General features: G+C 49.1%; 16 protein-coding genes and 4 tRNA genes. 10 read left to right on the top strand and 10 right to left on the bottom strand.

Translation table 11 applies throughout. From position 1 onward, the window contains the following. The first annotated feature begins 65 nt into the window (after positions 1–65). On the top strand, positions 66–665 hold the full coding sequence (gene pth / locus V5J35_RS06550; protein ID WP_354010477.1) for an aminoacyl-tRNA hydrolase: 600 nt from the start codon (positions 66–68) through the stop codon (positions 663–665). 551 nt (positions 666–1216) lie between these two features. On the opposite strand, the gene V5J35_RS06545 is transcribed toward pth, so the two are convergent. Continuing rightward, positions 1217–2212, bottom strand: a complete 996-nt coding sequence (locus V5J35_RS06545) for a D-alanine--D-alanine ligase family protein (RefSeq protein WP_354010475.1) — start codon at positions 2210–2212, stop codon at positions 1217–1219. Between the two features lie 271 nt (positions 2213–2483). On the opposite strand from V5J35_RS06545, the gene ychF reads away from it, so the two are divergent. Then, positions 2484–3575: a redox-regulated ATPase YchF gene (gene ychF / locus V5J35_RS06540; protein ID WP_354010474.1), complete on the top strand. Its 1092-nt coding sequence runs from the start codon at positions 2484–2486 to the stop codon at positions 3573–3575. Positions 3576–3634: 59 nt separating this feature from the next. Here the strand turns inward: ychF and V5J35_RS06535 are convergent, their stop codons facing one another. Further along, the gene (locus tag V5J35_RS06535; protein WP_354010473.1) at positions 3635–3937 is read right to left on the bottom strand and encodes an isoamylase early set domain-containing protein; all 303 of its coding nucleotides are present in this window, start codon (positions 3935–3937) and stop codon (positions 3635–3637) included. A 454-nt stretch (positions 3938–4391) separates the two neighbouring features. Between V5J35_RS06535 and V5J35_RS06530 the strand changes: the two genes are divergently transcribed. Next, on the top strand, positions 4392–4646 hold the full coding sequence (locus V5J35_RS06530; RefSeq protein ID WP_354010472.1) for an outer membrane protein OmpK: 255 nt from the start codon (positions 4392–4394) through the stop codon (positions 4644–4646). Between the two features lie 55 nt (positions 4647–4701). Next, on the top strand, positions 4702–5175 hold the full coding sequence (locus V5J35_RS06525; RefSeq protein ID WP_354011373.1) for an outer membrane protein OmpK: 474 nt from the start codon (positions 4702–4704) through the stop codon (positions 5173–5175). Positions 5176–5328: 153 nt separating this feature from the next. Here V5J35_RS06525 and V5J35_RS06520 read toward each other — a convergent pair whose 3' ends face one another. Next, entirely contained in the window at positions 5329–9792 is a 4464-nt protein-coding gene (locus V5J35_RS06520; protein ID WP_354010471.1) for a hypothetical protein, read from the bottom strand. Positions 9793–9906: 114 nt separating this feature from the next. After that, positions 9907–11022 carry an FAD-dependent oxidoreductase gene (locus V5J35_RS06515; protein WP_354010470.1) on the bottom strand — a complete coding sequence of 372 codons (1116 nt, stop codon included), beginning with the start codon at positions 11020–11022 and terminating at the stop codon, positions 9907–9909. A 134-nt stretch (positions 11023–11156) separates the two neighbouring features. Here V5J35_RS06515 and V5J35_RS06510 point away from each other — a divergent pair. The 6 genes from V5J35_RS06510 to cls all read left to right on the top strand — a co-directional run bounded on the left by V5J35_RS06510 (position 11157) and on the right by cls (position 14222). Continuing rightward, positions 11157–11233, top strand: a tRNA-Met gene (locus tag V5J35_RS06510). Positions 11234–11310: 77 nt separating this feature from the next. Continuing rightward, a tRNA-Gln gene (locus V5J35_RS06505) sits at positions 11311–11385 on the top strand. 123 nt (positions 11386–11508) lie between these two features. After that, positions 11509–11585: transfer RNA gene (locus V5J35_RS06500), tRNA-Met, on the top strand. Between the two features lie 25 nt (positions 11586–11610). After that, positions 11611–11685, top strand: a tRNA-Gln gene (locus V5J35_RS06495). 269 nt (positions 11686–11954) lie between these two features. Beyond that, entirely contained in the window at positions 11955–12734 is a 780-nt protein-coding gene (locus tag V5J35_RS06490; protein ID WP_354010469.1) for a TSUP family transporter, read from the top strand. Between the two features lie 24 nt (positions 12735–12758). Then, positions 12759–14222, top strand: coding sequence for a cardiolipin synthase (gene cls, locus V5J35_RS06485; RefSeq protein ID WP_354010468.1), 1464 nt, complete (start codon positions 12759–12761; stop codon positions 14220–14222). Here the strand turns inward: cls and V5J35_RS06480 are convergent. The 6 genes from V5J35_RS06480 to V5J35_RS06455 form a co-directional block, all read right to left on the bottom strand. Continuing rightward, positions 14217–15200, bottom strand: coding sequence for a Gfo/Idh/MocA family protein (locus V5J35_RS06480; RefSeq protein ID WP_354010467.1), 984 nt, complete (start codon positions 15198–15200; stop codon positions 14217–14219). The two genes, cls and V5J35_RS06480, sit on opposite strands and share 6 nt — an antisense overlap. A 127-nt stretch (positions 15201–15327) precedes the next feature. Beyond that, positions 15328–18387 (bottom strand): efflux RND transporter permease subunit, encoded by a 3060-nt coding sequence (locus V5J35_RS06475; RefSeq protein ID WP_354010466.1) that lies wholly within the window; start codon positions 18385–18387, stop codon positions 15328–15330. Positions 18388–18389: 2 nt separating this feature from the next. Then, positions 18390–19496 carry an efflux RND transporter periplasmic adaptor subunit gene (locus V5J35_RS06470; protein WP_354010465.1) on the bottom strand — a complete coding sequence of 369 codons (1107 nt, stop codon included), beginning with the start codon at positions 19494–19496 and terminating at the stop codon, positions 18390–18392. Between the two features lie 98 nt (positions 19497–19594). After that, complete coding sequence (locus V5J35_RS06465; protein ID WP_354010464.1) at positions 19595–20305, bottom strand: TetR/AcrR family transcriptional regulator; 711 nt, start codon at positions 20303–20305, stop codon at positions 19595–19597. A gap of 159 nt (positions 20306–20464) precedes the next feature. Next, positions 20465–21049, bottom strand: a complete 585-nt coding sequence (locus tag V5J35_RS06460) for a putative adhesin (protein WP_354010463.1) — start codon at positions 21047–21049, stop codon at positions 20465–20467. Between the two features lie 23 nt (positions 21050–21072). Beyond that, positions 21073–24135 carry an efflux RND transporter permease subunit gene (locus V5J35_RS06455; RefSeq protein ID WP_354010462.1) on the bottom strand — a complete coding sequence of 1021 codons (3063 nt, stop codon included), beginning with the start codon at positions 24133–24135 and terminating at the stop codon, positions 21073–21075.

Genomic DNA, 24135 nt, shown 5'->3' with positions numbered 1-24135 from the left:
AAAGCTGTTTTTTTATGTGTAGAATTTATACGTTTTCAGACTGTTATCAGGAGTGAGTTTCGATTATGGCTAAACCATCAGAGAACGCCATCCAACTGATTGTGGGCTTGGGAAACCCGGGCGCTCAGTACGATGATACCCGCCATAATGCTGGCTTCTGGTTTGTGGAAGAGCTGGCACGTGCTTACGGTGCCGTCCTGCAACCAGAAAAAAAGTTTTTTGGTCATGCCGCCCGCATTTCCATCAATGGTCAGGATGTCCGTCTGCTGAACCCGACCACGTTTATGAATCGCAGTGGTCAGGCGGTGGGTGCTCTGGCCACCTTTTATAAAATTCCACCTCAGTCCATTCTGGTGGCGCACGATGAGCTGGATCTGCCTCCCGGTGTCGGGCGTCTGAAACAGGGTGGTGGTCACGGTGGCCATAACGGGTTGCGTGATATTATTGCTTCCCTGGGGAATAATAAGGATTTCCTGCGCTTGCGGCTTGGAATTGGTCATCCGGGAAACAGTAAGGAAGTGGTGAACTATGTGCTGAATAAACCGCCGCTAGCTGATCGGCAGAGGATTGATGCGGTGATTGACGAAGCGGTTCGTGTAACGGCTGAAGTCGTTAACGGTGCGCGTCAGAAGGCGGTTCAGAAGTTGCATACATTCAGAGTTTAATGGACATGAAGAGGCGCTGTGGTAGTCACGTAAACTGGCAAAGTTTTCAGAAAAGAAAATAAAGCGGAAGATTATCCTGTTTGTATTTCGTGACAGGGCTGGTGTCAGTGGAAAGGGGTTGGGTAAATATTCATCTCTGAAACATTCGCCAGCAATATATGAGTGCCGCTGATAAAGTAGCTAACTTAATAAAGGAGCTTATTTCTTCCCGGACCGCAGCATGGTAATAGCGGTTTGCTCTTTCCTGAAGGTCTTCCGTAAAGACTCTGAAAGCCTCTTCAAGCCTGCCATCAGCGATTTCAGGTCTGCCACTAACGGCATGCCTGCATAATGGACACATAGAGTTCAAGTAAGTATCAAGCCATAAGTGGATACAGTCGTAATGGTAATAATGTCCGCACATAAGAATGGTTATATCCCCTTCCAGGTCATTCAAACAGATAGTGGCATTCTTCATTAGCCTTACTCGTTGTTGCTGTTATGATGAAAAGCGCCATCGCTTTGATAAGCTGGCTTGTCATGAATAATGCTCGTACGTAATACATTCAAAATCACTTCGACAGAGCCAGCTCCGGCAGCTTCCATATTGCCGCGGGGTTCTTCGCTTTGGTTCGCTTTAAGGCCTGGTCAACCAGACAACAGACTAAATCCTCAAACTCAATACCTGCATGTCGGGCACTGTCCGGGAACAGACTGGTGGGCGTCATGCCGGGCAGGTTGTTCAGTTCCGCCAGAATGGGTTCGCCAGACTCCGGTACAATAAAATCGGAACGGCTGATATCCCGGCAGCCAAGGCCGGTGTGGGCCAGCAGGGTTAGTTCCTGCACACGCCTGTACTGTTCCTGTGGGATGGGGGCGGGAATAATATGGTCACTCATGCCCGGGTTGTAACGGTATTCATAGCTGTACCAGGCTCCGTCACAGGTAGTGATTTCGATAACGGGCAGAACCTGTGTGGTGTCCAGCTCAAGTACACCAGCGGTGATCTCCCTGCCCACTATAAATTCTTCAACCAAAAGCTCATGGTCTTTGCTGAAGCTTTCCTGCAGGCAAGCTTTCAGTTGGTCATAACCCCTGGCGAACTGGATGCCGATTCCGGAGCCCTGGGAGAACGGTTTGATAATCACTTGTTCGCCCAGTTGCTCAATACAGTCGTTGACGTTCTTCTCAAGGCCATCTGAGGCGTAGATCACAAGGTCTTTTGCCAGCGGCATGCCTAGATGGCTGAGAATCCGCTTGGTGGTGACTTTGTTCAGGGCGTTGGCGCTGGCCTGTGGCCGGGAGCCGATGTAGGGAATCCCCATCACTTCCAGTAAACCCTGAAGGCAGCCGTCTTCTCCCTGTGGTCCGTAAGTGGCGGGGAATACGACATCGACCTCATGCCGTAGCAGTTGTTCAGGCAGTTGTTTATCCAGCTCGAGCTGGACAGCCTTGCCATAGTGTCTGGTCAGTGACGGCATCAGCCGGTTGGCAGCAATGCGTGAAACTTCAGCTTCCGGAGAGGGGCCGCCGCTGATAACCGCCACGGTTTTATTCTTGTCAGGCATTGAGAATCTCGTACTGTCTCTGTTGGGAGCAAATAACAAACTGGAAATAAACCATCTGTACATAAAGTAGTGCAGCGAAAGACTAGTACAACTTTAGGTATTTAGCCGATCTGGTTGGGCTTATTCCCTTGGTAAAGTGGCTTTGCGGTATTGTTATACCCTTCAGGCAGTGGTTTAACCGGGGTTTAAATCAGGTGAATTATTGTCTTGCAGTCCTTATAATCCGGCCCCATTCATTCTTTTTGTTAATAGATAAAGGCTGGTAACTTTTATGGGTTTTAGATGCGGCATCGTTGGCTTGCCCAACGTCGGTAAGTCTACTCTGTTCAATGCACTGACGAAGGCAGGCATTGACGCCGAAAACTTCCCGTTCTGTACCATTGAGCCAAACGCCGGTGTAGTGGCTATGCCTGATCCCCGTCTGGACAAGCTGGCAGCGATTGTCAGTCCTGAGCGTGTATTGCCGACCACCATGGAGTTTGTCGATATTGCCGGTCTGGTAGAAGGTGCTTCCAAAGGGGAAGGTCTGGGTAACAAGTTCCTGGCAAACATCCGTGAAACCGATGCGATTGCCCACGTTGTGCGCTGTTTTGAAAACGATAATGTTATTCACGTTTCCAACAAGGTCGATCCGGAAGCGGATATCGGCATCATCAACATTGAGCTGGCCATGGCTGACCTGGAAAGCTGTGAAAAACAGCACCAGCGTGTAGTCCGCGTTGCCAAGAGTGGTGACAAGGAAGCTGTTGCACAGAAAGCACTGCTGGAAAAGCTGATTCCGCATCTGGAAGAAGGTAACCCGGTTCGCTCCCTGAAGCTGGACGACAATGAGCAGGCACTGGCCCGCATGTTCCACCTGCTGACCACCAAGCCGACCATGTACATTGCTAACGTGGACGAAGACGGTTTTGAAGATAATCCTTACCTGGATAAAGTGCGTGAGATTGCTGAACAGGAAGGTGCGGTCGTTGTACCTGTGTGCAACAAACTGGAAGCTGAAATTTCCGAGCTGGAAGATGATGAGCGTGATGAATTCCTGCAGGACCTGGGTATGGAAGAGCCCGGTCTGGATCGTGTGATCCGCGCGGGTTACCAGCTGCTGAACCTGCAGACCTACTTCACTGCCGGTGTGAAGGAAGTGCGTGCCTGGACGGTTAAAATTGGTGCCACAGCGCCTCAGGCGGCTGGCGTTATTCATACAGACTTCGAGCGTGGCTTTATCCGTGCCGAGGTGACCTCTTACGACGATTTCATCGAGTACAATGGTGAGCAGGGTGCGAAGGAAGCCGGTCGTCTGCGTCTGGAAGGCAAGGAGTACATCGTTAAGGATGGCGATGTAATGCACTTCCGTTTTAACGTTTAATACTCTGCCTTTGAGTGGAAAGAGTCAGCGTTGCTGACTCTTTTACCATCAACGTTTTATTAAACGCTTTTTTTGGTATTTACCACGCTGTCTTCGGTACCGAAAGTGTTGGGTACATAAGCGTCAGCCTGATAATCGTTTTCCCAGGTTTCATTATCCAGAAGGTATTTGAAACGGAATGTCGAATCTTTTGGCAGACGGACTTTTGTACGAAAGACCTTGTCCTTTTTAACGTAGTTCATTTTCAGCGGATTCCATTCATTGAACTCTCCGGCGAGTGCTACGGATTTGATGTCGTCCCTGGAAAACTCAAAAGTAACTTCAGCTTCTTTTTTTGTTTTAAAAAACTTCTTCTTTAGCATTAAAAATCCCCTATCGAGCAAGTCAGACAAGTGTTACCTGTTTGCTGACTGCACTTCCCCCGAAATGCAGGTAAAACAGGAAACCCTAGTATGATACTTGAATATTCAGGTTTTGTGTCAAAGCATAATTTCTTGTTTGCACAGTTGTAATGCGCATGCCCCCTGACTTGATGTTTTTGTCGTCTCCGGCGATAGAAGCGGCATTTCCATAGTCAATAAAAAAGCATGAACTAACCGGTTAAAGATGACAGTTTTCAAATGTATGTTAACAGGTGAGATAATATGGTGTGATATGTTGATCTGGCTCAGCAAAAGCAGCAGCACAACCCACTACTATCCGTGTCAGGCAGCTTGCCTTTAACGAAGATCTGGTTCGATTTAACAAAAAGACTCTTCTTAAGATCAGACCTTATAACAGCACTCTAAAAAATTTACTAATAATGGGGTTGTGTATATGAAACCATTACGTGCTACTGCTCTGGCGGTTACAGCTTTGACCGCAGGCGTGATGTCCACTTCTGCTAATGCTGATTACTTGTACGGTTTTAGTAATGTTCAGTTGAACTTTATGGACTGGACAAACAGTACAGAAAATAAAACAGAACAGCGTGATTTTGCTTACCTGAGAGTGGAAGGTGGGTCAGGCTTCTCGTGGGGTGAATTGTACGGCTTTGTTGATGTGAAAAACCCAACGAAAAGTACACGATAAGGAAGTCAGCTCTCGTCATGAAGACGGAAAAAGGTTTGATGGACGTCGTGTAGCGATTAAAGGTAATACCCGTATTAACCTTGGTGATACAGGTTTTAATCTGTTTGGACAGATTTTTGACATTAGTGGCCAGGGTTTTGATGAACAAAACCGCTTCTTTGGTTTTGGTTATAACTTTGTTGGTGATAATTTCTTCTTCAAGCCCTTCCTTGCCGGTCACAATACCCAGTCCACGTACTTTAACGGCAGTAACGGTTATGTTCTGGGCTGGACTGCCAGCTATGACTTCAGCGCGATGAACCAGAACTTCACGCTGTTTAACTGGCACGAAACAGAGTTCGGTCGCGATAAAGACTATCTTAACGTCGGAGGCAAATCAGAAAAGACAGGCCATAATGGCGCGCTGGAGTTGTGGTGGCACGCAACCGACAGTGTTACTGCTGGTCTGCAATACCGCTATGCTGAGAACAAGCTGGGTTATGCTGAGTCTCAGAGTGGTGTTGTTTATTCTCTGAAATATAATTTCTGAGAGCCTGGTCTGCTTCAGCCGGGTTCATTGGAGAAACCGGTATTCTATAAAGTACGCATGGAGTGTTCATGTAACATGATCCTGTTGCTCCATGCGTTTTGCTATTTTTTCTATTCTATTTGTTTGCTCTTTTCTCTCTTGCAGGGGCTTTGGCTAATTTCGTAGCAGCAGCGATGCCTGTTCCTTTATTTTTTTAACAAACGCATGCCGTTTTTCTTCGTAGTTATTATTCGGCGGTGTGTTTTTCAGCCAGGATTCCATTGCTTTAATGAAGCCCTTTATTTTGGGGTGCTGTTTTATTTTGCTTTTAAGTGATGTCATGCTGGATTCGAGCATCTGTTTATACCTTGCATTCAGGGAAGGCTCCTGCATACCCGAGAGTTCTTCAGCCTTATTGAGGCTCATCATTGCATGCATGAGTATTGCAAATACACTACTTCCCTCATCGTAAAAGATCACAGAGTTTGGCACGTACATTCTGGTACTTAAGAGTTTCGGTGTTAACAGATGTTCATTCAAATGGTTGATGCGCTCAGCAATTAGTATCGCTTCATCTTCGATAGAACAGGAGGGAACTGAGGCTGCTGGCTGAGCTCCCCCGTGTATCCCGATTCCCGCATCTTCCGCTATTACCGGCAGGCCTGGATAGGTATCCGCTTTAATGGTCAGCTCTGTTCTGATGCGGGCTGTTGTCAAGGTCATAAAGACCTTACGTGGTAAATGCAGTTCTCTACAGCTCGTTATACTCCAGATCAGACACTGTGTAGGCACTTCAGGCTCATTGTCGTCCTGGCTGTTAAACTCGTTGCGTATTTTCTCTGCCAGTTTCTCGATACCTTCATCGGTACCAATCAGGTTGATCTGTTCACCATGCCCTTGCGAATAGTTCGAAAGGTCCCTTGTGATGACGATCACCGGGTGTGGGTAAAGGTTGTTTACCTCATTGATCAGACTCATAACTCTGGATGATGCGTTATGACTGCCTTCTGGTTTGTTCACGCTCAGGGGTAATGTAACAGGTGGCTGTGCTTGTGCCTGTGGTGCTGGTGTCTGCGGTACTGGTGAATGGCTGGTAGAAGCTGGTTGAACGTTTTTTTGCTGTTCTCTTGTCTGGTGTTTATTTCTCCGGCCAGCTTTGACCGGGTTGCGCTCAGGTACTGGGAAGGTTTGTCTGCCAGGTTGCTGACATTGTTCATTAAACCAGTAAAAAAGGGCTGTTCTGGCGTTAGAGGCTGGGAGGTCATTCAGGGAAGCCTTTACCTGCGCCCGCGATACCTGAGTTCCGTCAAGGGGCCACTTTTGAAAACAGCACTCTGCCAGGAAGAAGAACATCAGCTTGATGGTCTGTTCCGATACGGGCATGCTCCTTATGTCTCTGGCGACCGTATCGGGCGTTAGTTTGCTTCCGGCCGGGTAAGCTGGCAATCCGTGCAGCAAAGCGCGGATTTTGAGTAGAGCAGAGTAGTAAGTCTTGTCAAAAGTGAAGCCGCTGTCGTTTATTAGGCGAACAGCTTCCTGATACAGCTGAAGTCTTTTTTCCTCATTGCCAGGGGGGAGGGTTTGGATTCGGCTCAACAGGTAGTCAATCTGGTACGCTTCTGTCGAAACTGACAGCCCATGAAAGCCCTTTAATACAGAGTCATCAGAAATATCCGTGTCGGTGGTTTTGCCGGATAATGCCAGACGCTCAATGAATTTAGCCTGTTCCAGGTGGTAGCGATTTTTCTGATAATAATGGATGACTGTTTCAGGCTTTACAGGGCGTCCATTAAGAGGCATACCTCTGAGGCAGAGTTCTTCAAGGAAATGCCCCAGCTCCAGGCGACCTCTTGCCTGTTCCAGCTTTTCAACCACGACTTCCGGTGGCACCTGCTTGCCGTTTGCAGGGCGCTTTTGCAGACAGAGTGCCTGTAAGAACAGCCCTTGTTGCAGAGATGCATTTTCCTGCTCAAACTGCCGTGTGATTGTTTCAGGAGATATCATCTCCCCGCCCAGGTTTATCCCTTTCATGCAGAGCTGTTGCAGAAAACAGGCGAGCCCCAGCCGCCCTTCCACTGTATCTGGGAAGGCATCCGCTACTCTCCGGGGAGTGACCTCTTTATGATTCAGTTTTCTGCCCTTCAGGAACAGTGATTGCAGGAAGCGAGCCTGTTCCAGCTCACAACCCGTTTCCTGTAATTTTTTCATGACGGTTTCTGGCCGAACAAACTTTCCGTTTATCTTGATGCTTTTCAGGCATAACTCCTGAAGGAAACGTGCCAGTCCAAGCCTGCCTTCGTTTGTTTCTGGAAATGCACCCGCTACGTCTTCCGGGGTCACCGGCTTTTCGTCTAACATTATGCCTTTGAAAAAAAGCTCCTGAAGGAAACGGGCAAGGTCGATTCTTCCGGACATTGTTGCCGGAATAAGATCCCTTACGGCTTCGGGGGTTGGACACTGGCCATTCAGCCTGATGTCTTGCAGGCATAACTGCCTCAGAAAGTGAGCCCTTGCCTGCCTGAACTTTCCAGTCTCAGCTTTACCAAAGGCTGTCTCTACATATTCTGCTGTAACAGGTTCCTGATACAGGCAGATCCGTTGGTAGAATAAATTTTCCTTAAAATGAGCGAGTTCCAGGTGTTTGCCATCAATGTAATCGGGAACCGCCTGAAACGCTTCGTATACGGTTTCAGGCTGGATAAATTCACCATGCAGTTGAATGTCTGCTTCATACATCTTTCTATAAAATCTGGCTAGCTCCAGCGAGTTGCCTGGCTGTCTGAGTTTTTCGACGATGGTTTCAGGGCTTATCAGTCTGCTGTTCAGTATCATTCCTCTCAGGCAGAGTTCACCCAGAAACCAGTTCAGCTCTTTTTCTGCGTTCGCGCCTTCAAAAGCGGTTACCACAGCATCCGGAGATACAAATTCGCCATCCAGTTTGATTTCTTCCAGGCACAAATCCATGAGGAACCGAGCCCTTATATCCCGTGGGCCGAGAAACTCTCCCAGCTCTCCGATGATCATTTCGGGTGTGACAGGCTGCCCATTCAACGCCATTTTTGCGAGACATAATTTAGCGAGAAATATGATGCGAGGCTGTGGGCTTTGCTTGTAAAGCTGTTCCACAGACTCTGCTGTCACAGGACCGTTTTTCAATGAAACGCCATTCAGGCACAGCATCTCAAGAAAGCGCCCCTGTGCTTCACTGTCCTGTGATTTTTTATACTCTGCTAAGACGTCGTCTGCTGATACGGGGGCCGACGACAGTGGAACCGCCCCCCAGAACAGTGATTCAAGAAAACGGGCCTTCATCACAGCAGTGCCTTCGTGTTCCATCCTGTCCATCACGCTTTCCGGGGTAACAGGCTCACCGTCGACGGGTATCCGGTTCAGGCACAGGAATGAATAAAAGTACGCCAGCTCTTTTAGTCCTCCGGCTCTTTCCAGTACCGATATGACGTATTCTGCAGTGACTGGTTTGCCATTCAGCAGACGGTTATGAAAAAACAGGCTTTGTAGAAATCCACCTTTTGCCAAAGTACATTTTGTTTGATTCAAAGACTTGTCGTACTCATTTACAACCATTAATGCCGAAACGGGTTTGCCGTAAAGCGTTCTACCCTCCTCGTACAGTTCTCTCAGGAAGGTGGCACGTCTGTAACTGGTTGTATCGCTGAGCTGTCGTTCATATTGATGCTCAGGGGTTTCAGTTTCAGCCAGAGTTGCAGCACGGTCACGTTGTCTGGTACCTAAAGGGGTGGCGAGACTTTTGGGGCGACAGACAAAGGCTGATAAGGCTTTTGGTTCATTCCGGGGTGTGTTTCTGGCCCTGTGGTCTGACGAAGGAATATCTTCATAGGGCTGGATTCTTTCGAGGAACTGGGTTGCCTCTCTCCTGGCGTTCACACGCTTATATTCGTCCAGTACCATCTGTGATGTTACAGGGCCTGACTCCAGTGGGATTTTTTCCCAGAATAATCCCTCAAGGAATTTACCCTTTACGTAGGGCGGCTGAATCGGAGCCAGCAGCGACATGACTTTTTCGGGTTTGACAGGCTTTCCATGCACCCTGATTCCCTGCAGACAGAGATTTCTGTAAAAATACGCAATTTCGTCCGATGCACCGGATTCTTTAAACACAGATAAGACAGTCTCGGGGGAGACTGGGTTACCGTTTAGCGTGTGATTTTTGAAAAACAGTTTTCGCAGGAAAACGCCTTTTTGCAGGATGCATTTTTTCTGGTCAAGAGACTTGTCAAACTCCTGTATTACCCTTGATGCTGAAACGGGCTCGTTGAACAGGGACTTGCCTTCAAAATACAAGTCGCCCAGAAAGCAGGCCATCCTTAAATGGGTTTCATCATTGCTCAGGCGTTCGTATTTTTGTTCAGGGGTTTCCTCGCTACTGCTGCTGGTGTGCATGGCTCCACGGACAGCTATCGAAGCTCCCCGGCTCGCGGAATGCCTGGCAGTCGTTTGAGGGGCTGGCATTCGAGGCTGGCCTGATGTTGTCGCCCACCCATGGAAATGGCCTCTTCTCCCCCGGGAGCGGCCACGCTCTCTCCTGTAATCCGGGTTTTCACTGCGGTATACAGGATTGCCGGAACCAGAGAAGCTAACGTTATTGCCAGAATCCATTCCTATAACTTCCTTAAGTCGACTATTAAGGGGCGGTGATATGATCATCAGCTCTATCAGTGTTAAGACAGGAAGAAGTGCCAGAGGTTCCTTTTGTGTTGTCTGGTTGCGTACTTATGTACCAAAGAAGGCTTTGTTCTCAAGGATAATGCGGCGAACCTGTTTCATGTTTTCTGCTTCGTCAGTACCTTCATTAAAGGGAATAAAGGTAGCACCGAGCAGTCCGTTGCCTCTGGGCATAAAGTAGATGTAGTTGTCCTCCGTTGGGGCTGACCAGGGGCTGCGATAGCGGGTGTAAATAATGTAATGCAGTTGTTCTATAATCGGTTGCTTTAACAGCAGCAGAACACCCAGATTGGGGTGAATGTTGTTGTCGTGGTTCAGTAGTCTGGCGCCAATGCCTGAACAGTTGAAAATGATATCGCTGTTGATTTCACTGAACTCGTTTATGTTTTTTTGGGTGCGGCGTATGCCTCTCTGGTTCAGCAGGCTGGTCAGTTCAGCCATGATATCCGGGGTGTTCATAAAATAGGTCTGAAAACGACGCATAACGTGTTTCTGACCGTTGCCGAAATCAATTTCTCCAAGTTCCGGTTCCGGAAGCAGTCCCTTTGCTACATAAGGCTCAAGCCCTGTTTGGGTTTCCAGTGTTCCTTCAGAGTGATCACCAGTACCGGCGTAAACATTGACCGGGCTGATGCCCACTTTAAACAAAGGGTGGCTGCCTTGCTGTATAGCCTGAAAGGTTGTGAATGTGGTGAACCCGATGTCATTGATGAACGCCTGCTGTTTGTCACTGTTCAGGCTCATTGCCAGCGGGGCGTAATAACCCGTTGAGCGACAGGAGGTGATGCCTTCAAACTCGCGGGCAACAATTTCCAGGTTGCGATAACCGCGCTCATAAAGGTAGAGACTGGTGAGTAGTCCCATAACGCCTGCCCCAATGATTGTAATGGGAGACGACCGGCGGCAGTGCCGGTCTTCAAACAGTGACAGGGCATGCAGGACACTGCCATGACTCAGGGACCAGCCTGCGCCGCCATGACCATAGTTATGGATCAGCAGCTTCTGACCACTTTCAACCGCTGAAATGTTTGGGCCATTGCTGCGGCAGGGGCGAATGCCAATATCAATCCCTGCCAGACTGTCGGGCAGTGTTCCGGTTGCAAAAGAGTCCGGGTCTAAAGCGCTGAGATCGACCGGTGTCAGCTGGGTGTGAAAGTTCAGCAAAGCAGGCTACATCCTATACATCGTTTTGAAAAAGGTTAGCGCAATGACGAAGTGTGGGTAGGTATTTGCTGAAAATGCAGTCCAAGTGGTTGACAGGAAAGGCATAAATCCTGAGAATGCGTTTCGTCTTTCGGGGCTAGGTAGCTCAGTTGGTTAGAGCACAGCACTCATAATGCTGGGGTCGGCAGTTCGAATCTGCCCCTAGCTACCATTTCAAACAATGACTGCAACCACTGGTTGACATTGATTGAAACGATGGTAACTTCGAAAGCGTCTTAACGACACAGTTGGGGTATCGCCAAGCGGTAAGGCACCAGGTTTTGATCCTGGTATGCGCAGGTTCGAATCCTGCTACCCCAGCCATCTTTCTGTCGGCTTCTGCGAAACAGAAGTTGAGTCCCCGGTCTGGTTGTTTTTGAGTTGAAACTTAATGACATAACGGTTGACAGATTGATTTGAAATCCAGATAATGTGCTCCGGTTTGATGGCTAGGTAGCTCAGTTGGTTAGAGCACAGCACTCATAATGCTGGGGTCGGCAGTTCGAATCTGCCCCTAGCTACCATCATCCTTGTCGTAATGACATCAGTTGGGGTATCGCCAAGCGGTAAGGCACCAGGTTTTGATCCTGGTATGCGCAGGTTCGAATCCTGCTACCCCAGCCATATTTATGAAAAGCCTGCTTAAGTAATTAAGCAGGCTTTTTTCGTTGTGCAGATTTTATAATAAACAGCCATGAGCGAATGCATTTCTACAAGCATCATCCAATAAACAAAGAGCTGAGATGGTTCAAAAAACGCATTAACTTTAATGCAGGCTTTTGGGGCTTCTGAGTTAGCATGAACACCGCATAACCCCTCATGCCAAGTTAGATATAACTACGTACAATGCAGCGTTGTTAGAACTAATGTTTCATTGTACGAAGAGGCTGGCTTTGGAATTTGTATTGAGTCTGGACTGGGCGCTGTTGCTGTTTCTGGTGGGGTTGACGGCAGGGTTTGTCGATTCCATTGCCGGTGGTGGTGGGTTGATTACGGTACCCGCTTTGCTGGCGGTAGGATTAACTCCGGCTCAGGCGCTGGCTACCAATAAACTGCAAAGCAGTGGCGGAGCCTTTTCTGCCAGTTACTATTTTGTCCGCAAAGGCATGGTGAAACTGGGCGACCTGAAGCTCGCCATTGTCCTGACTTTTGTGGGTAGTGCAATCGGCACAACGCTGGTACAGATGATTGATGCCAGTGTGCTGGAACAGATAATCCCCTTCCTGATGATCGGTATTGCCGGTTACTTCCTGTTTTCTCCCAGTGTTGGCGATAAAGATCGTAAACAGCGCTTTTCCATGAACCTGTTTGCCCTGACGGCCGGATTCGGTATTGGCTTTTACGATGGTTTCTTTGGTCCGGGTACCGGTTCATTCTTTGCCATTGCCTTTGTCAGCCTGATGGGGTTCTCCCTGACCAGAGCGACAGCCCATACCAAAGTGTTAAACTGCACCAGCAATATCGCGTCGCTACTGTTCTTTATTCTGGGCGGAGCCGTGGTCTGGAAAGTAGGCCTGGTGATGATTACCGGTCAGCTGATTGGTGCCAGACTGGGTTCTAAAGTGGTAATGAGTCGTGGTCAGAAGATCATTCGACCGATGATTGTGATAATCTCCCTGATAATGACTGGAAAACTGCTGTGGAATAATTACGGCCACTTACTGTTTTCCTGATAACAATGATTTTTATGGCAGTTAATGGACAGTTCCTGGTACAGCATCCTGTTTGGGGGCGTTTACCTTGCCCTTATTATGGCGTTTGCGCTGAACATCATTATGCACCGTCGCTCCGTCGGGGTATCCCTGGCGTGGCTGGTGCTGTTGTTTGCCCTGCCGGTTGCCGGGTTTGTCTGTTATCTGTTGTTTGGCCCCCGTCGTCTGGGAACCAAGCGTATCAAACGGCTGGAAAAACTGTATCCGGATTATGAGCAGTGGTCTGATCACCTGACTTCGGTGATTTCAAACACACCTTTCAGACAGGATTCAGCCTGGCAGCATGCGGGTATCTATACCCTTTCCGAGCAGGCGCTGGGTATTCCGGTTATCCCCTGCAGCAATCTGCAACTCTTTCACGAAACCGACGCTATTATTGATGGCATTCTTCAGGATATTGAGCGGGCGAAAAAAAGCATTGCCCTGGAGTTTTACATCTGGGACACCGCCGGGCGTGGCAGGGAGCTGGCAGAAGCTCTGATCAGGGCAGCCAAACGGGGTGTCGATTGTGTGGTCGTGCTGGACGGTGTCGGCAGTCGCCGTTTTTTAAGGCAATACTGGGGCAGGCGCTTTCGTCTGGAAGGCATCAGTGTTACCGAATCGCTGCCGGTGGGTTTACTGCGTATGCTGGTGGAACGCATCGACATTCGCAACCATCGCAAAATACTGGCAGTCGATGATGATATTGCCTGGACCGGCAGTTTTAACCTGGTTGACCCGAAATATTTTAAAACCGACGCCAATGTCGGACGCTGGGTTGATGCCATGGTGCGTATGGAAGGTGTGGCGGCTCATGTCATGTCCACTGTCGTGCAATGGGACCGGACTCTGGAAACGGGTGAACCATTCTCTGTTTTTCAGTCAACGTATGAAATGCCCCCAAGTCAGTTGAGTGACAACCGGGCATCTGTGCATATCATGCCCTCGGGACCTGATGTAGAAAGGGAATCCATTCATCAGGTATTGCTGACAGCGATTTATGAGAGTAAAGAAGAGTTGTTGATTTCCACACCCTATTTTATACCGGATGAAGCCCTGTTAACGGCGCTGCGTTCTGCCGCTATGCGGGGTGTGGATGTGCAACTGCTGGTGCCGGAAAAAAACGACTCCCGTATGGTGCATTACGCGAGTCGCTCTTATTATGAAGAACTGCTGGATGTGGGCGTTAATATTCAGCAGTTTAAGGGCGGGCTGTTGCACACCAAGTGTGTGCTGGTGGACCGTTCTACCATTCTGTTTGGTACGGTGAACCTTGATATGCGCAGCGTCTGGCTGAATTTTGAGGTCACCCTGATCATCTACGACCGGGCTTTCGGCCAGACCATGGCGCTGTTACTGGAAAGTTACATTGCTTTGTCTGAACCTGTCGAAGCATCAAGCTGGGCAAACCGGCCTTTCCGGAGAAAATTGCTGGAAAATACCATGCAGTTGATCAGTCCGCTGTTATAACGACTTATCGGCAGGGTACACGACGCTAATCATTTTTCTGGCGTCGGTTATGATTTCACTGACGATTTGAGTGGTAATCAGGCCAGGGTGCTGATATTGCTGGTTTCGGATCAGTTCGGCAAATACTCTTGCTTCATATTCCATGGTGTTTTCCGGTTGATCTGTGGTCAGGTCTTCCGGTTTTTCCCCTCTGATAATACGAGTCACCTTGCGACAGTCAGAAATATGTTCGATCAACAGCGAACCCGCTTCTCCCTGTATGTCACTGGGCGTCAGACCGTCACTCACTTTTGAATGACTGACCAGCACCTCAAAACCGTCATAGCTCAATGTCAGAGAGCCATGGGCATCTACCCCGGAATCCAGCAGACTGCCGCTGGCTGAAACCTGCTCAGGTTTGCCGAACAGTTCAATGGTAGCCGTCAGGGGATAGATGCCAATATCCATCAGGGAACCGTTTGAAAACTCCGGATTAAAGGTATTCGGGTTTTCTCCATTCAGGTATTTCTGGTAGCGGGAAGAGTACTGACAATAGCTGAAATGCGCCCGTCGAATCCTGCCCAGTGAAGGCAGAGCCTCCCGGATTATCTGCAGGTTTGGCAGATAGCGGGTTTTCATGGCTTCCATTAAGACAACACTGTTTTCCTGTGCGACAGTGATCAGGTGTTTCACTTCATTGATACTGGAAGCCAGCGGTTTTTCGCCGATCACATGCTTGCCCTGTTTCAGAAAAAGCTCTGCCTGGGAGGCGTGTAGCGAGTTTGGGCTGGCAATATAAACAGCATCAATATCGGGGCTTTCTGCCATTGCCTGAAGGTTGCCATGACAGACATCGACCTGATATCGGGCTGCAAAGGAATGGGCAGTATCCAGTGTACGGGAATAAACCGCAGCCAGCTTGAGGAGTCCGGTGGTATGAGCTGCCTGGCAAAAGGCGTGGCTGATCCAGTTGGTACCGACAACAGCAAAACGAATCATATCGTTGAATCCCTGCTTGAAATTTACCGGGGATTATACGGGAGTCGTCTGGAGAGAGTAATGAACCCCGACAGAGGTTGCTCAGGCCCCTGAAAAAACAGGATGCCGGGATTCATTGGGTTTTCAGTTACTGGTCAAAACGAATACGGTACAGCAGCGAGTAAATCACCGGCAGTACCACCAGTGTCAGCACGGTGGCAAAACCAAGACCAAAGATAATGGTCACCGCCATGGAGCTGAAAAACGCATCAGCAATCAGCGGAATCATACCCAGCATGGTGGTCATGGCTGCCATACAGACCGGACGAACACGACTGATACAGGCGTCTGTAATGGCTTTCTGGATGGATGTGGCTGTTTTCGCTTCAATATTGATTTGCTCAACCAGCACAATGCCATTTTTCAACACCATGCCAGACAGGCTTAACATTCCCAGCATGGCGGTGAAGGTGAATGGCATATTCAGCATCCACAGGCCTGCCGTAATACCAATAATACTCAGCGGCACGGTTGACCAGATAGCAAGCGGCTGTCGTAAAGTACTGAACAACAGAATGGTGATCAGGAACATCGTCAGGTAGCCTATTGGCACGGATTTGAAGACGGCCTCATTAGCCTCACTGGCAGTTTCATATTCACCACCCCATTCGAAGCTGTAACCTTCGGGCAGAGGAATCGCTTCCACCTCTTTGATCAATTTCTGACGCATGGATTCTGGCGTATCGTCACTGAAGGGTGCAACGTCTGCCATAATGGTCAGGACACGCTTCAGGTTCCGGCGCATAATTAGCGGGTTTTCAGTCTCCGTCGAAAAACCTTTTACCGCCTGATTAATGGGAACAAACGCATTGCGCTCCTGGCTCCATACCTGCAAATCGTCAATATGGTCAGCATTAAAGCGCTCTTCTTCAGGCGCACGGGCGACAATCGGCATCAGATAACTGCCGTCCCGGTACAGACCGACCGTCTGACCACTGAAGTTCATCAACAGAGTGCGGTCCAGTGCCTGCTTGGTAATACCGCTGCGACGGGCGGCAGCTTCATCCAGTTGTGGACGGACAATGGATACAGGTTCGCGCCAGTTATTGCGAATATCGACAGCACCGGGTACGGCTTCTATCACTTCAATCGCACGGCTACCGAGCTGACGCAGTACATCCGGATCCGGTCCGTAGAAGCGGGCTTCGATACGGGCGGCAGGCGCAGGGCCGTTCTCCAGAAGCTTGAACTTGTAATCGTATTCTGGATACTTGCTCTCAAAGCGGTCACGGAGTTGTGGCAGCAGCGTTTCAATGGTGTGTACATTATCCGTTTCTATGATCAGCTGACCATAACTGCTGTATACATTTTCCGGCTGGTAGGTCAGGATAAAGCGCTGTGCGCCCATCCCCATCACAGAGGTGACATTGTGTACTTCATTGAAGGAAAGGACTTCCTGCTCAAGCGCACGCATGTTTTCCTGAGTTTGTCGTATATCAGTCCCTTCCTGCATCCAGACATCCACAAAGAAAATAGGAGTGTTCGATGGGGGAAAGAAGGCCTGCTTGATATGACCGAAACCGGCAATGGCTGCAAACAGTGTAGCGACAATAAGCACCAGTGAAACAATGCGATGTCTCAGTGCCTTATTGAGAATAGCGCGATAAACAACAAACAGAACCCCCTTGTAAGGGTCTTCAGAGTTACCGGTCAGTGTCGTCTGATCCGGATCTTTAAACACGATATGACAAAAGAACGGTGTCAGGGTGATCGCCAGAAGCCAGCTGATACTTAATGAAATCAGCAGTACCTGAAACAGTGAGCCCATGAAATCGCCGGTTGCATCCGGCGAAAGACCGATGGGAGCGAAGGCAATGATGGCAATGGTCGTTGCACCCAACAATGGCCAGATGTTCTGCTCAACAATATTCTTGATGGCTTCCATGCGAGTCTGTCCTCGCTGCAGGCCTACCAGCACACCTTCTGTGATCACAATGGCATTGTCGACCAGCATCCCCAGCGCAATAATCAGCGCACCCAGAGAAATCAGCTCCAGCTCAATGGACAGAAGGTTCATGCCAATGAAGGTGCCGAAGATGGTCAGCAGCAGTATGCCACCCATCAGCAGCCCGGAGCGTAACCCCATGGCGAACAACAGAACCACGATAACAATGGTAATCGCCTGAATCAGGCTCATGATAAAGTCATTCACGGAGTGATAAACAATATCGGGCTGGTCATACACCTTTGTCAGCTCGATACCGATGGGGCGGCTGGACTCCAGCTCTGCCATGCGCTGATCAACCGTCCGGCCTACATTGACGACATTAACGCCTTTGGCAAAGGATATCCCCAGAGAGAGTGCTTTTTCGCCATTACTGCGATAGACATTAATTGGTGTTTCATCGGTTGCTTTGTAAATGCTGGCAATATCGCCCAGATAAACCAGCTCAGAGCTGCCGGGCACATTGATGACCAACTGTTCCAGCTCTGCAATCGACTGAAATTCGCCGGTTGGATGAATTCGAACTGACAGCCCTTCAATCAGCATGCTTCCTGCATTGGAAACAATGTTCTGATTCTGAATCAGGCCATAAATAAGGTTAGGGTCAATGCCCAGCGAAGTCAGTCTGGACTGGGAAAGCTCAATAATGACCTGCTCGGAAACCGTACCGGCAATGGTGACTTTCTTAACGCCTTCTACCAGAGTTAATTCCCGGCGCAGAATGTTGGCATAGTCTTCCAGTTCCCGGTAACTGTAGTCTTCTCCACTGATGTTATAGAGAATGCCATACACATCACTGAAATCATCGTTGACGATGGACGGATAGACGCCAGGTGGTAAATGGCTCTGGACGTCACCGACCTTACGGCGAAGCTCATCCCAGATTTGCGGGAATTGATCGGCACTGTAATCAAATCCAAGCTCAACCATAATCTGTGAATTTCCGGCACTGGATACAGAGATGATGTCTTTAATGTATTCCAGTTCCTGTATGGCTCGCTCCAGGGGCAGGGTGACTTCTTCCTCAACCTGTTCCGGCGAAGCGCCCGGGTAAGCGGTGTTGATCATTGCCTGTGGAATTGGGAATTCAGGAAATTCCAGCTGTCCCAGATTTTTAAACGACACTATGCCGCCAACCAGCAACACAACCACCAGAGTCCAGCTGATGACTTTGTTCTTAATTGAATATTCAGCGATATTCATGGTTACACCCCGCGCTCACGTTCCAGCGGCTTGACTTCCATACCGGCACGCAAACGGTTCAGGCCAGCGGATACAATCTGTTCACCATCCTCAAGGCCGGAAGTAACGGTTATTCCGGACTGGGTGATGCGGCCAACGGTTACCGGCTTCGGAGTCACGGTGCCGGTTTCAGTGTTGTATACCCATACCTGATATTGACCACTGGCGTCGTCTTTCAGTACAGCCGTCATGGGTACAATGTATTCAGAGGCGGAATTGCCATTACCCATGACCTGAGTCATGTCAATGGCTAGCGTGGCCCCCATGCCCGGATAAACAGTAAATGCCTCTGGTGCGGGCATGGAGAAAATAACTTCATAGGACTGTGTACCTGGCGTGACCCGGGTAGCGTGTTCTTTATAAGACACCCTGTATTCAGTGCCGTGGTTTCCTGCAAATGACACTACTGGCTGATAGGACGAATCAACGCGCTCTTCCTGAACCTGAGTCAGAATACTTTCAGGAACCTGAATGCTGATATCGAGCGTTTTGTGATCCTGCAGAATCATAATGGGCTGTTGAGCCTGAACGGATTGATAGTTTTCCGCCAGGGTCTGCGCAATACGGCCGGAAAAAGGAGCAGTCAGAACGGTGTCACTGAGACGGTCTTTAGCCAGTTGCAGGTTGACTCTGGCAGCTTTCAGTCGTGTATTGGCGTTATCAAAGTCAGACTGGGACACCACCTGTTTTTCTCGAAGGGATTGAATACGACGGAAGTCGGCTTCTGCCAGATCAAAATCAGCCTGAAGGACAGCAACTTCATTTCTGATATCACGGTCATCCAGTCTGGCAAGCAATTGCCCCTGTTCCACGATCATTGCGGAAGACACCGGAAATTCAAGCAGTTCGCCCGGAATCCGGAAAGAGAGTGACGCCTCTTCGCTGGCGGCGACGATAGCCGGAAATTCGCGCAGGTTTTGTGCCTGACGATTAACGACTTCGAACAGTCTGACCGGACGCACAACACTGGCTTCTTGTTCTACTGACTGTGAGCAGGCAGTTAGCAGGCTGATAGAAAGGGTTGCTGTTGCCGCTGCACGAGCAAACCTGAAGGGTGAAGTTGCTTTCATGAAAGTCCTTCTTTTGGGGGGTTTAGTAAAATTTCTTTCGAATTTAAAACGAATAATATTCAATTAAGGTTAAATAAAATCCATATTTTCAGGTCTGGTCAGGCCTGAAGCTCTTTTTTGACAATGCCTTTCGCCAGAATCTGAAGTGCATCTAAGCGGTCGTCGAATTTGTCCGGGGAAATATCCCAGCTTGAGAAGAAACGCTTGATGTTGCGCTTCAGAATGCTGTAAGCATTATCACCAGACAGCACCGTGCCAAATACTTCGAAGCCGGACTCTTTTATCTGGTATAACCCCCACATGCAGGAAACAAGCCCCAGCTCCAGCTCAAGTGCCAGGTCATCACAATAAGGCAGTGACGGGTGCTGCTCCAGAGCCTGTTTAGAGACTGTATTCATCCAGGCGTACATTTCATTGGAGAACTCGTTGATCGCCTGATAGCGTTGGGTCGAGGCACGTTCCCAGATGGTCGGGTTCATAGCCAGTTGCTGGAGACGATAATGCCCCGGATTCTGGTCGTCGCTGTACCACATGCAAAAGCACAACAGAACCATACGTTCATGAGGTGGCAGGTTCTGTTGGGAAATACTCTCTTTCAGGGGAGCCATCATTCTACAAATGGTATTGGCACACCCCAGTAACAAATCTTCCTTGCTGGAAAAGTGTGAGTAAATGGCACCCATGGAGCAGTCGGCTGCCTTGGCAATATCAGACATGCGCAGATCGAGAAAACTGCGCTCATCCAGCAACTTGATCGTTGCTGTCAGAATATCGGCCTCTCTTTGCTGGCGTTTTTGTTGTCTGGACATCAGGTTACCGGATAGTGAAATTTTTTCGAATAATATTCGTTTTTTTTTGAAAAAGCTACAAATGATTTTTTATGCTTCATTGCTCACACCCACACAGCCCGGAAAACTCGTTTCTGAAGAGCTATACGGGTGGTCAATAAAAACTCTACAGCCTTAGACTCATACATGATCGGGTCTGTGGCGTTTCCCTATGGTTCCTGATTTGTTGCGGCAAAAATTACAGTGAATCCTGATGTAGACACGTCCTGATCGATACAGGATATCAAGTACATTCTTTAAGTTTGTCCCAGCTAAGCCTGCTGGTTCCACAGTAACAATGTCAAAACCCAGCAATGGGTTTTTCACAAAATATGAGGCTTCCCTTAATCGGGTATCAACCAAAATTGATTTGATTACATCCTCAGTCCCCCGTAGCGGGTTGAGCCTTCCGGGTTGGTCGCATGCCAGATTGTAATCGACAACTTCATCGCCGGGCATTTTTAGCTCGAAAGGTTTATAGTGACCCTTGATAAGTTTCTCGAAGTTATTCTGCAGTGACAATTTGTGAGGCCCATAAAAGTAAAGAGTTGTCCACAAAGGGACATTGAAACAGTATTTGTCCTTCATACGCAGGGAAATACCTTTCCAACTATTCTTCCCGTAATAATCGCCATGAGAATAAATGAGTAGATTTTGGACATGGCCAATATGTGATTTAAGGGTATATAGCTTTACAAGCCCCTCCAGAATTTTTACTTCAACCATAGTGAAGGTTCCGCTATTAAGCTCTATGCCTGATCAAACCGGGCACGGTAAAGCAGCGCATAAATAACGGGTAAAACGACCAGTGTCAGTACGGTGGCAAAGCCCAGACCAAAAATGATGGTCACTGCCATAGAGCTGAAGAAGGCATCAAATACCAGTGGAATCATACCCAGCATGGTGGTCAGTGCCGCCATGCAGACGGGTCTTACCCGGCTGATGCAGGCATCCAGAATGGCGGTTTGCAGAGTAACAGAGCCTTTAGCGGCCTCGATATTAATCTGTTCTACCAGAACAATGCCGTTTTTCACAATCATTCCGGAAAGGCTGAGCATTCCCAGTAAGGCAGTAAAAGAAAAGGGCATTCTCAGCAACAGCAGCCCGGCGGCAATACCAATAATGCTCAGCGGTACGGTTGCCCAGATAGCAATGGGCTGTCGTATGGTACTGAACAGGAAAACGGTAATAAGAAACATAATCAGATAGCCAACAGGCAGTGACGAGAAGATGCCTTCCTGGGCATCTCTTGAGGACTCGTACTCGCCACCCCATTCCAGAGAATAACCGGCTGGTAACGGAATGGCTTCAATACCCTCCAGAATTTTCTGACGTACAGAATCAGCCGTCTCTTCACTGAAGGGAGGAATATCTGCCAGTACGGTTAATACCCGCTTCAGGTTTCTGCGCATAATAAGCGGGTTTTCAGTTTCGGTAGCAAAGGCCGTCACCGCCTGACTGACAGGAACAAACGTGTTGCGCTCATCGCTCCAGACCTGCAGGTCGCTGATATGGTTTGCATTCAGGCGCTCAGCCTCCGGCGACCTTGCCACAATAGGCAACAGGTGACTGCCATCCCGGTAAACGCCAATCTGTTTGCCGGAAAAATTCACCAGCATGGTCTGGTCAATGGATTGCTTGGAAAGCCCACTACGGCGAGCGGCGGCTTCATCAAATTGTGGACGGATAATGTTCACTTGCTCCCGCCAGTTGTTTTGGATGGCGTAAGCACTGGGTTCCGCCTCAGCCACTTCGATGGCCTGAGCAGCCAGCCTGCGCAGAACCTCCGGGTCAGAACCGTAAAACCGGGCTTCTATCCGGGCAGCCGGTGCCGGACCGTTTTCGAGTAGCTTGAATTTAAAATCAATATCCGGAAACCCGCTTTCCAGACTCTGTTGCATTTCCGGGATCAGTTTTCTGATGGTGTTCAGGTCAGCTACTTCGATAATCAGCTGCCCATAACTGCTGTACACTTTTTCCGGAGCGTAGGTCAGGATGAACCGTTGTGCGCCCATGCCCATAACCGTTGTCAGATTGACCACCTGCTGGTAGTTCATAACCTCCTGCTCAATGGCCTGCATGGTCTTTTCGGTTTCCCTGATATCAGTGCCTTCCTGCAGCCAGACATCCACAAAAAAGATGGGCGTGTTGGACGGCGGAAAAAACGATTGTTTGATACTACCGAAGCCAATGATGGCGGCGACAAGGGCTGCAATGGTCAGAGCCAGTGAGGTCAGCCGGTGTCGTAAGGCGATGTTCAGCAGACTGCGGTAGACCGTAAACAATGCACCTTTATAGGGGTCAGATGCATCCCCGACCATACCTTCAGAGGGTTCACTGAACATCAGGTAACAGAACAGCGGAGTGATAGTAATCGCCAGAACCCAGCTGATCAGCAGGGCGATCAGCAGTACCTGGAACAGGGATATCAGAAAATCGCCGGTTGAATTGGATGACAACCCGATGGGAGCAAAGGCAATAATCGCAATGATAGTGGCACCCAGCAGAGGCCATTGATTCTGGCTGACGACGGTTTTAACCGCTTCGATCCGGGACTGGCCTTTCTGCAGGCCAACCAGTACACCTTCAGTGACCACAATGGCGTTATCGACCAGCATACCCAGGGCAATGATCAGGGCACCCAGGGAGATCAGCTGTAATTCGACATTAAGGATATTCATGCCGATAAACGTACCCAGTATCGTCAACAGCAGAATCGCCCCCATCAGCAGGCCGGAGCGAAGACCCATGGTAAAGAGCAGAACGACGATGACAATGGCCACAGCTTCAACCAGGTTGATCAGAAAGGCTGCAACGGACTTTTCTACGACAGCAGGCTGGTCATAAACAATATCCAGGTCGATGCCAACGGGGCGACTGTACTCCAGCTCTGCCAGCCGTTTGTTAACGGCCTTGCCAACATCAACGACGTTCACGCCTTTGGAAAACGAGATGCCCATGGAAATAGCTTTGTTGCCATTGCTGCGATAAAGGTTGGTGGGTGTTTCATCCGGTTTCCTGCTGATGGTGGCGATATCACCCAGGTAGATCAGCTCGGAACTGCCGGGGTTACTGATCAGCAACTGTTCAAGTTCATGCAGATCCTGAAACTCGCCAGTGGGATGAATGCGGATGGACAGTCCTTCAACCAGTACACGACCCGCGTTAGATACAACGTTCTGGTTCTGGATCAGGCTTAGGATACGGGCGGGATTAATGCCCAGAGCCGCCAGTTTGCTTTCTGACATTTCGATAATGATCTGATCGGTCACTGTACCGGCCAGACTGATTTTTTTTACACCCTCAATCAGTGACAAATCCCTGCGTATGTAATCGGCATAATTTTCCAGCTCCCGGTAACTGTAGTCCGTACTGCTGATATTGAAGAGAACACCAAATACGTCACTGAAGTCGTCATTAACCAGCGACGGCAAGACACCGGGAGAAAGAGTTCTCTGGGCGTCACCGATCTTTCGCCGCAATTCGTCCCAGATCTGCGGCTGGTCACTGGCTTTGAAGGTCTCCAGCAGTTCAACCGATATCTGGGACAGTCCGGCACTGGATACAGAGTCGATGGTTTTCACGTATTCAAGCTGTTGAATGGCACGCTCAAGAGGCAGTGTTACTTCTTCTTCGACCTGTTCCGGCGAGGCACCGGGGTAAGCGGTCAGGACCATGGCCTGGGGGATTGGGAATTCAGGAAATTCCAGTTGCCCGAGTTGCAAAAATGAGACAGCTCCGCCCAGTACCAGTAATACGACAAATGTCCAGCTGATGACCGGGTTGCGGATAGAATATTCAGCGATATTCAC

Origin of the sequence: Endozoicomonas sp. NE40 (genome assembly GCF_040549045.1) — a bacterium.
GTDB classification, from domain to species: domain Bacteria; phylum Pseudomonadota; class Gammaproteobacteria; order Pseudomonadales; family Endozoicomonadaceae; genus Endozoicomonas_A; species Endozoicomonas_A lisbonensis.
The sequence above is the reverse complement of the archived record's forward strand: the minus strand, read 5'-3'. Positions and strand labels throughout refer to the sequence as shown.

What these genes read in the sequence shown, in the direction of transcription:
- pth (WP_354010477.1), top strand. Translation starts at nt 66, where the DNA reads ATGGCTAAACCATCAGAGAACGCCATCCAACTGATTGTGGGCTTGGGA.
- V5J35_RS06545 (WP_354010475.1), bottom strand. Translation starts at nt 2,212, where the DNA reads ATGCCTGACAAGAATAAAACCGTGGCGGTTATCAGCGGCGGCCCCTCT.
- ychF (WP_354010474.1), top strand. Translation starts at nt 2,484, where the DNA reads ATGGGTTTTAGATGCGGCATCGTTGGCTTGCCCAACGTCGGTAAGTCT.
- V5J35_RS06535 (WP_354010473.1), bottom strand. Translation starts at nt 3,937, where the DNA reads ATGCTAAAGAAGAAGTTTTTTAAAACAAAAAAAGAAGCTGAAGTTACT.
- V5J35_RS06530 (WP_354010472.1), top strand. Translation starts at nt 4,392, where the DNA reads ATGAAACCATTACGTGCTACTGCTCTGGCGGTTACAGCTTTGACCGCA.
- V5J35_RS06520 (WP_354010471.1), bottom strand. Translation starts at nt 9,792, where the DNA reads ATGGATTCTGGCAATAACGTTAGCTTCTCTGGTTCCGGCAATCCTGTA.
- cls (WP_354010468.1), top strand. Translation starts at nt 12,759, where the DNA reads ATGGACAGTTCCTGGTACAGCATCCTGTTTGGGGGCGTTTACCTTGCC.
- V5J35_RS06480 (WP_354010467.1), bottom strand. Translation starts at nt 15,200, where the DNA reads ATGATTCGTTTTGCTGTTGTCGGTACCAACTGGATCAGCCACGCCTTT.
- V5J35_RS06475 (WP_354010466.1), bottom strand. Translation starts at nt 18,387, where the DNA reads ATGAATATCGCTGAATATTCAATTAAGAACAAAGTCATCAGCTGGACT.
- V5J35_RS06470 (WP_354010465.1), bottom strand. Translation starts at nt 19,496, where the DNA reads ATGAAAGCAACTTCACCCTTCAGGTTTGCTCGTGCAGCGGCAACAGCA.
- V5J35_RS06465 (WP_354010464.1), bottom strand. Translation starts at nt 20,305, where the DNA reads ATGTCCAGACAACAAAAACGCCAGCAAAGAGAGGCCGATATTCTGACA.
- V5J35_RS06460 (WP_354010463.1), bottom strand. Translation starts at nt 21,049, where the DNA reads ATGGTTGAAGTAAAAATTCTGGAGGGGCTTGTAAAGCTATATACCCTT.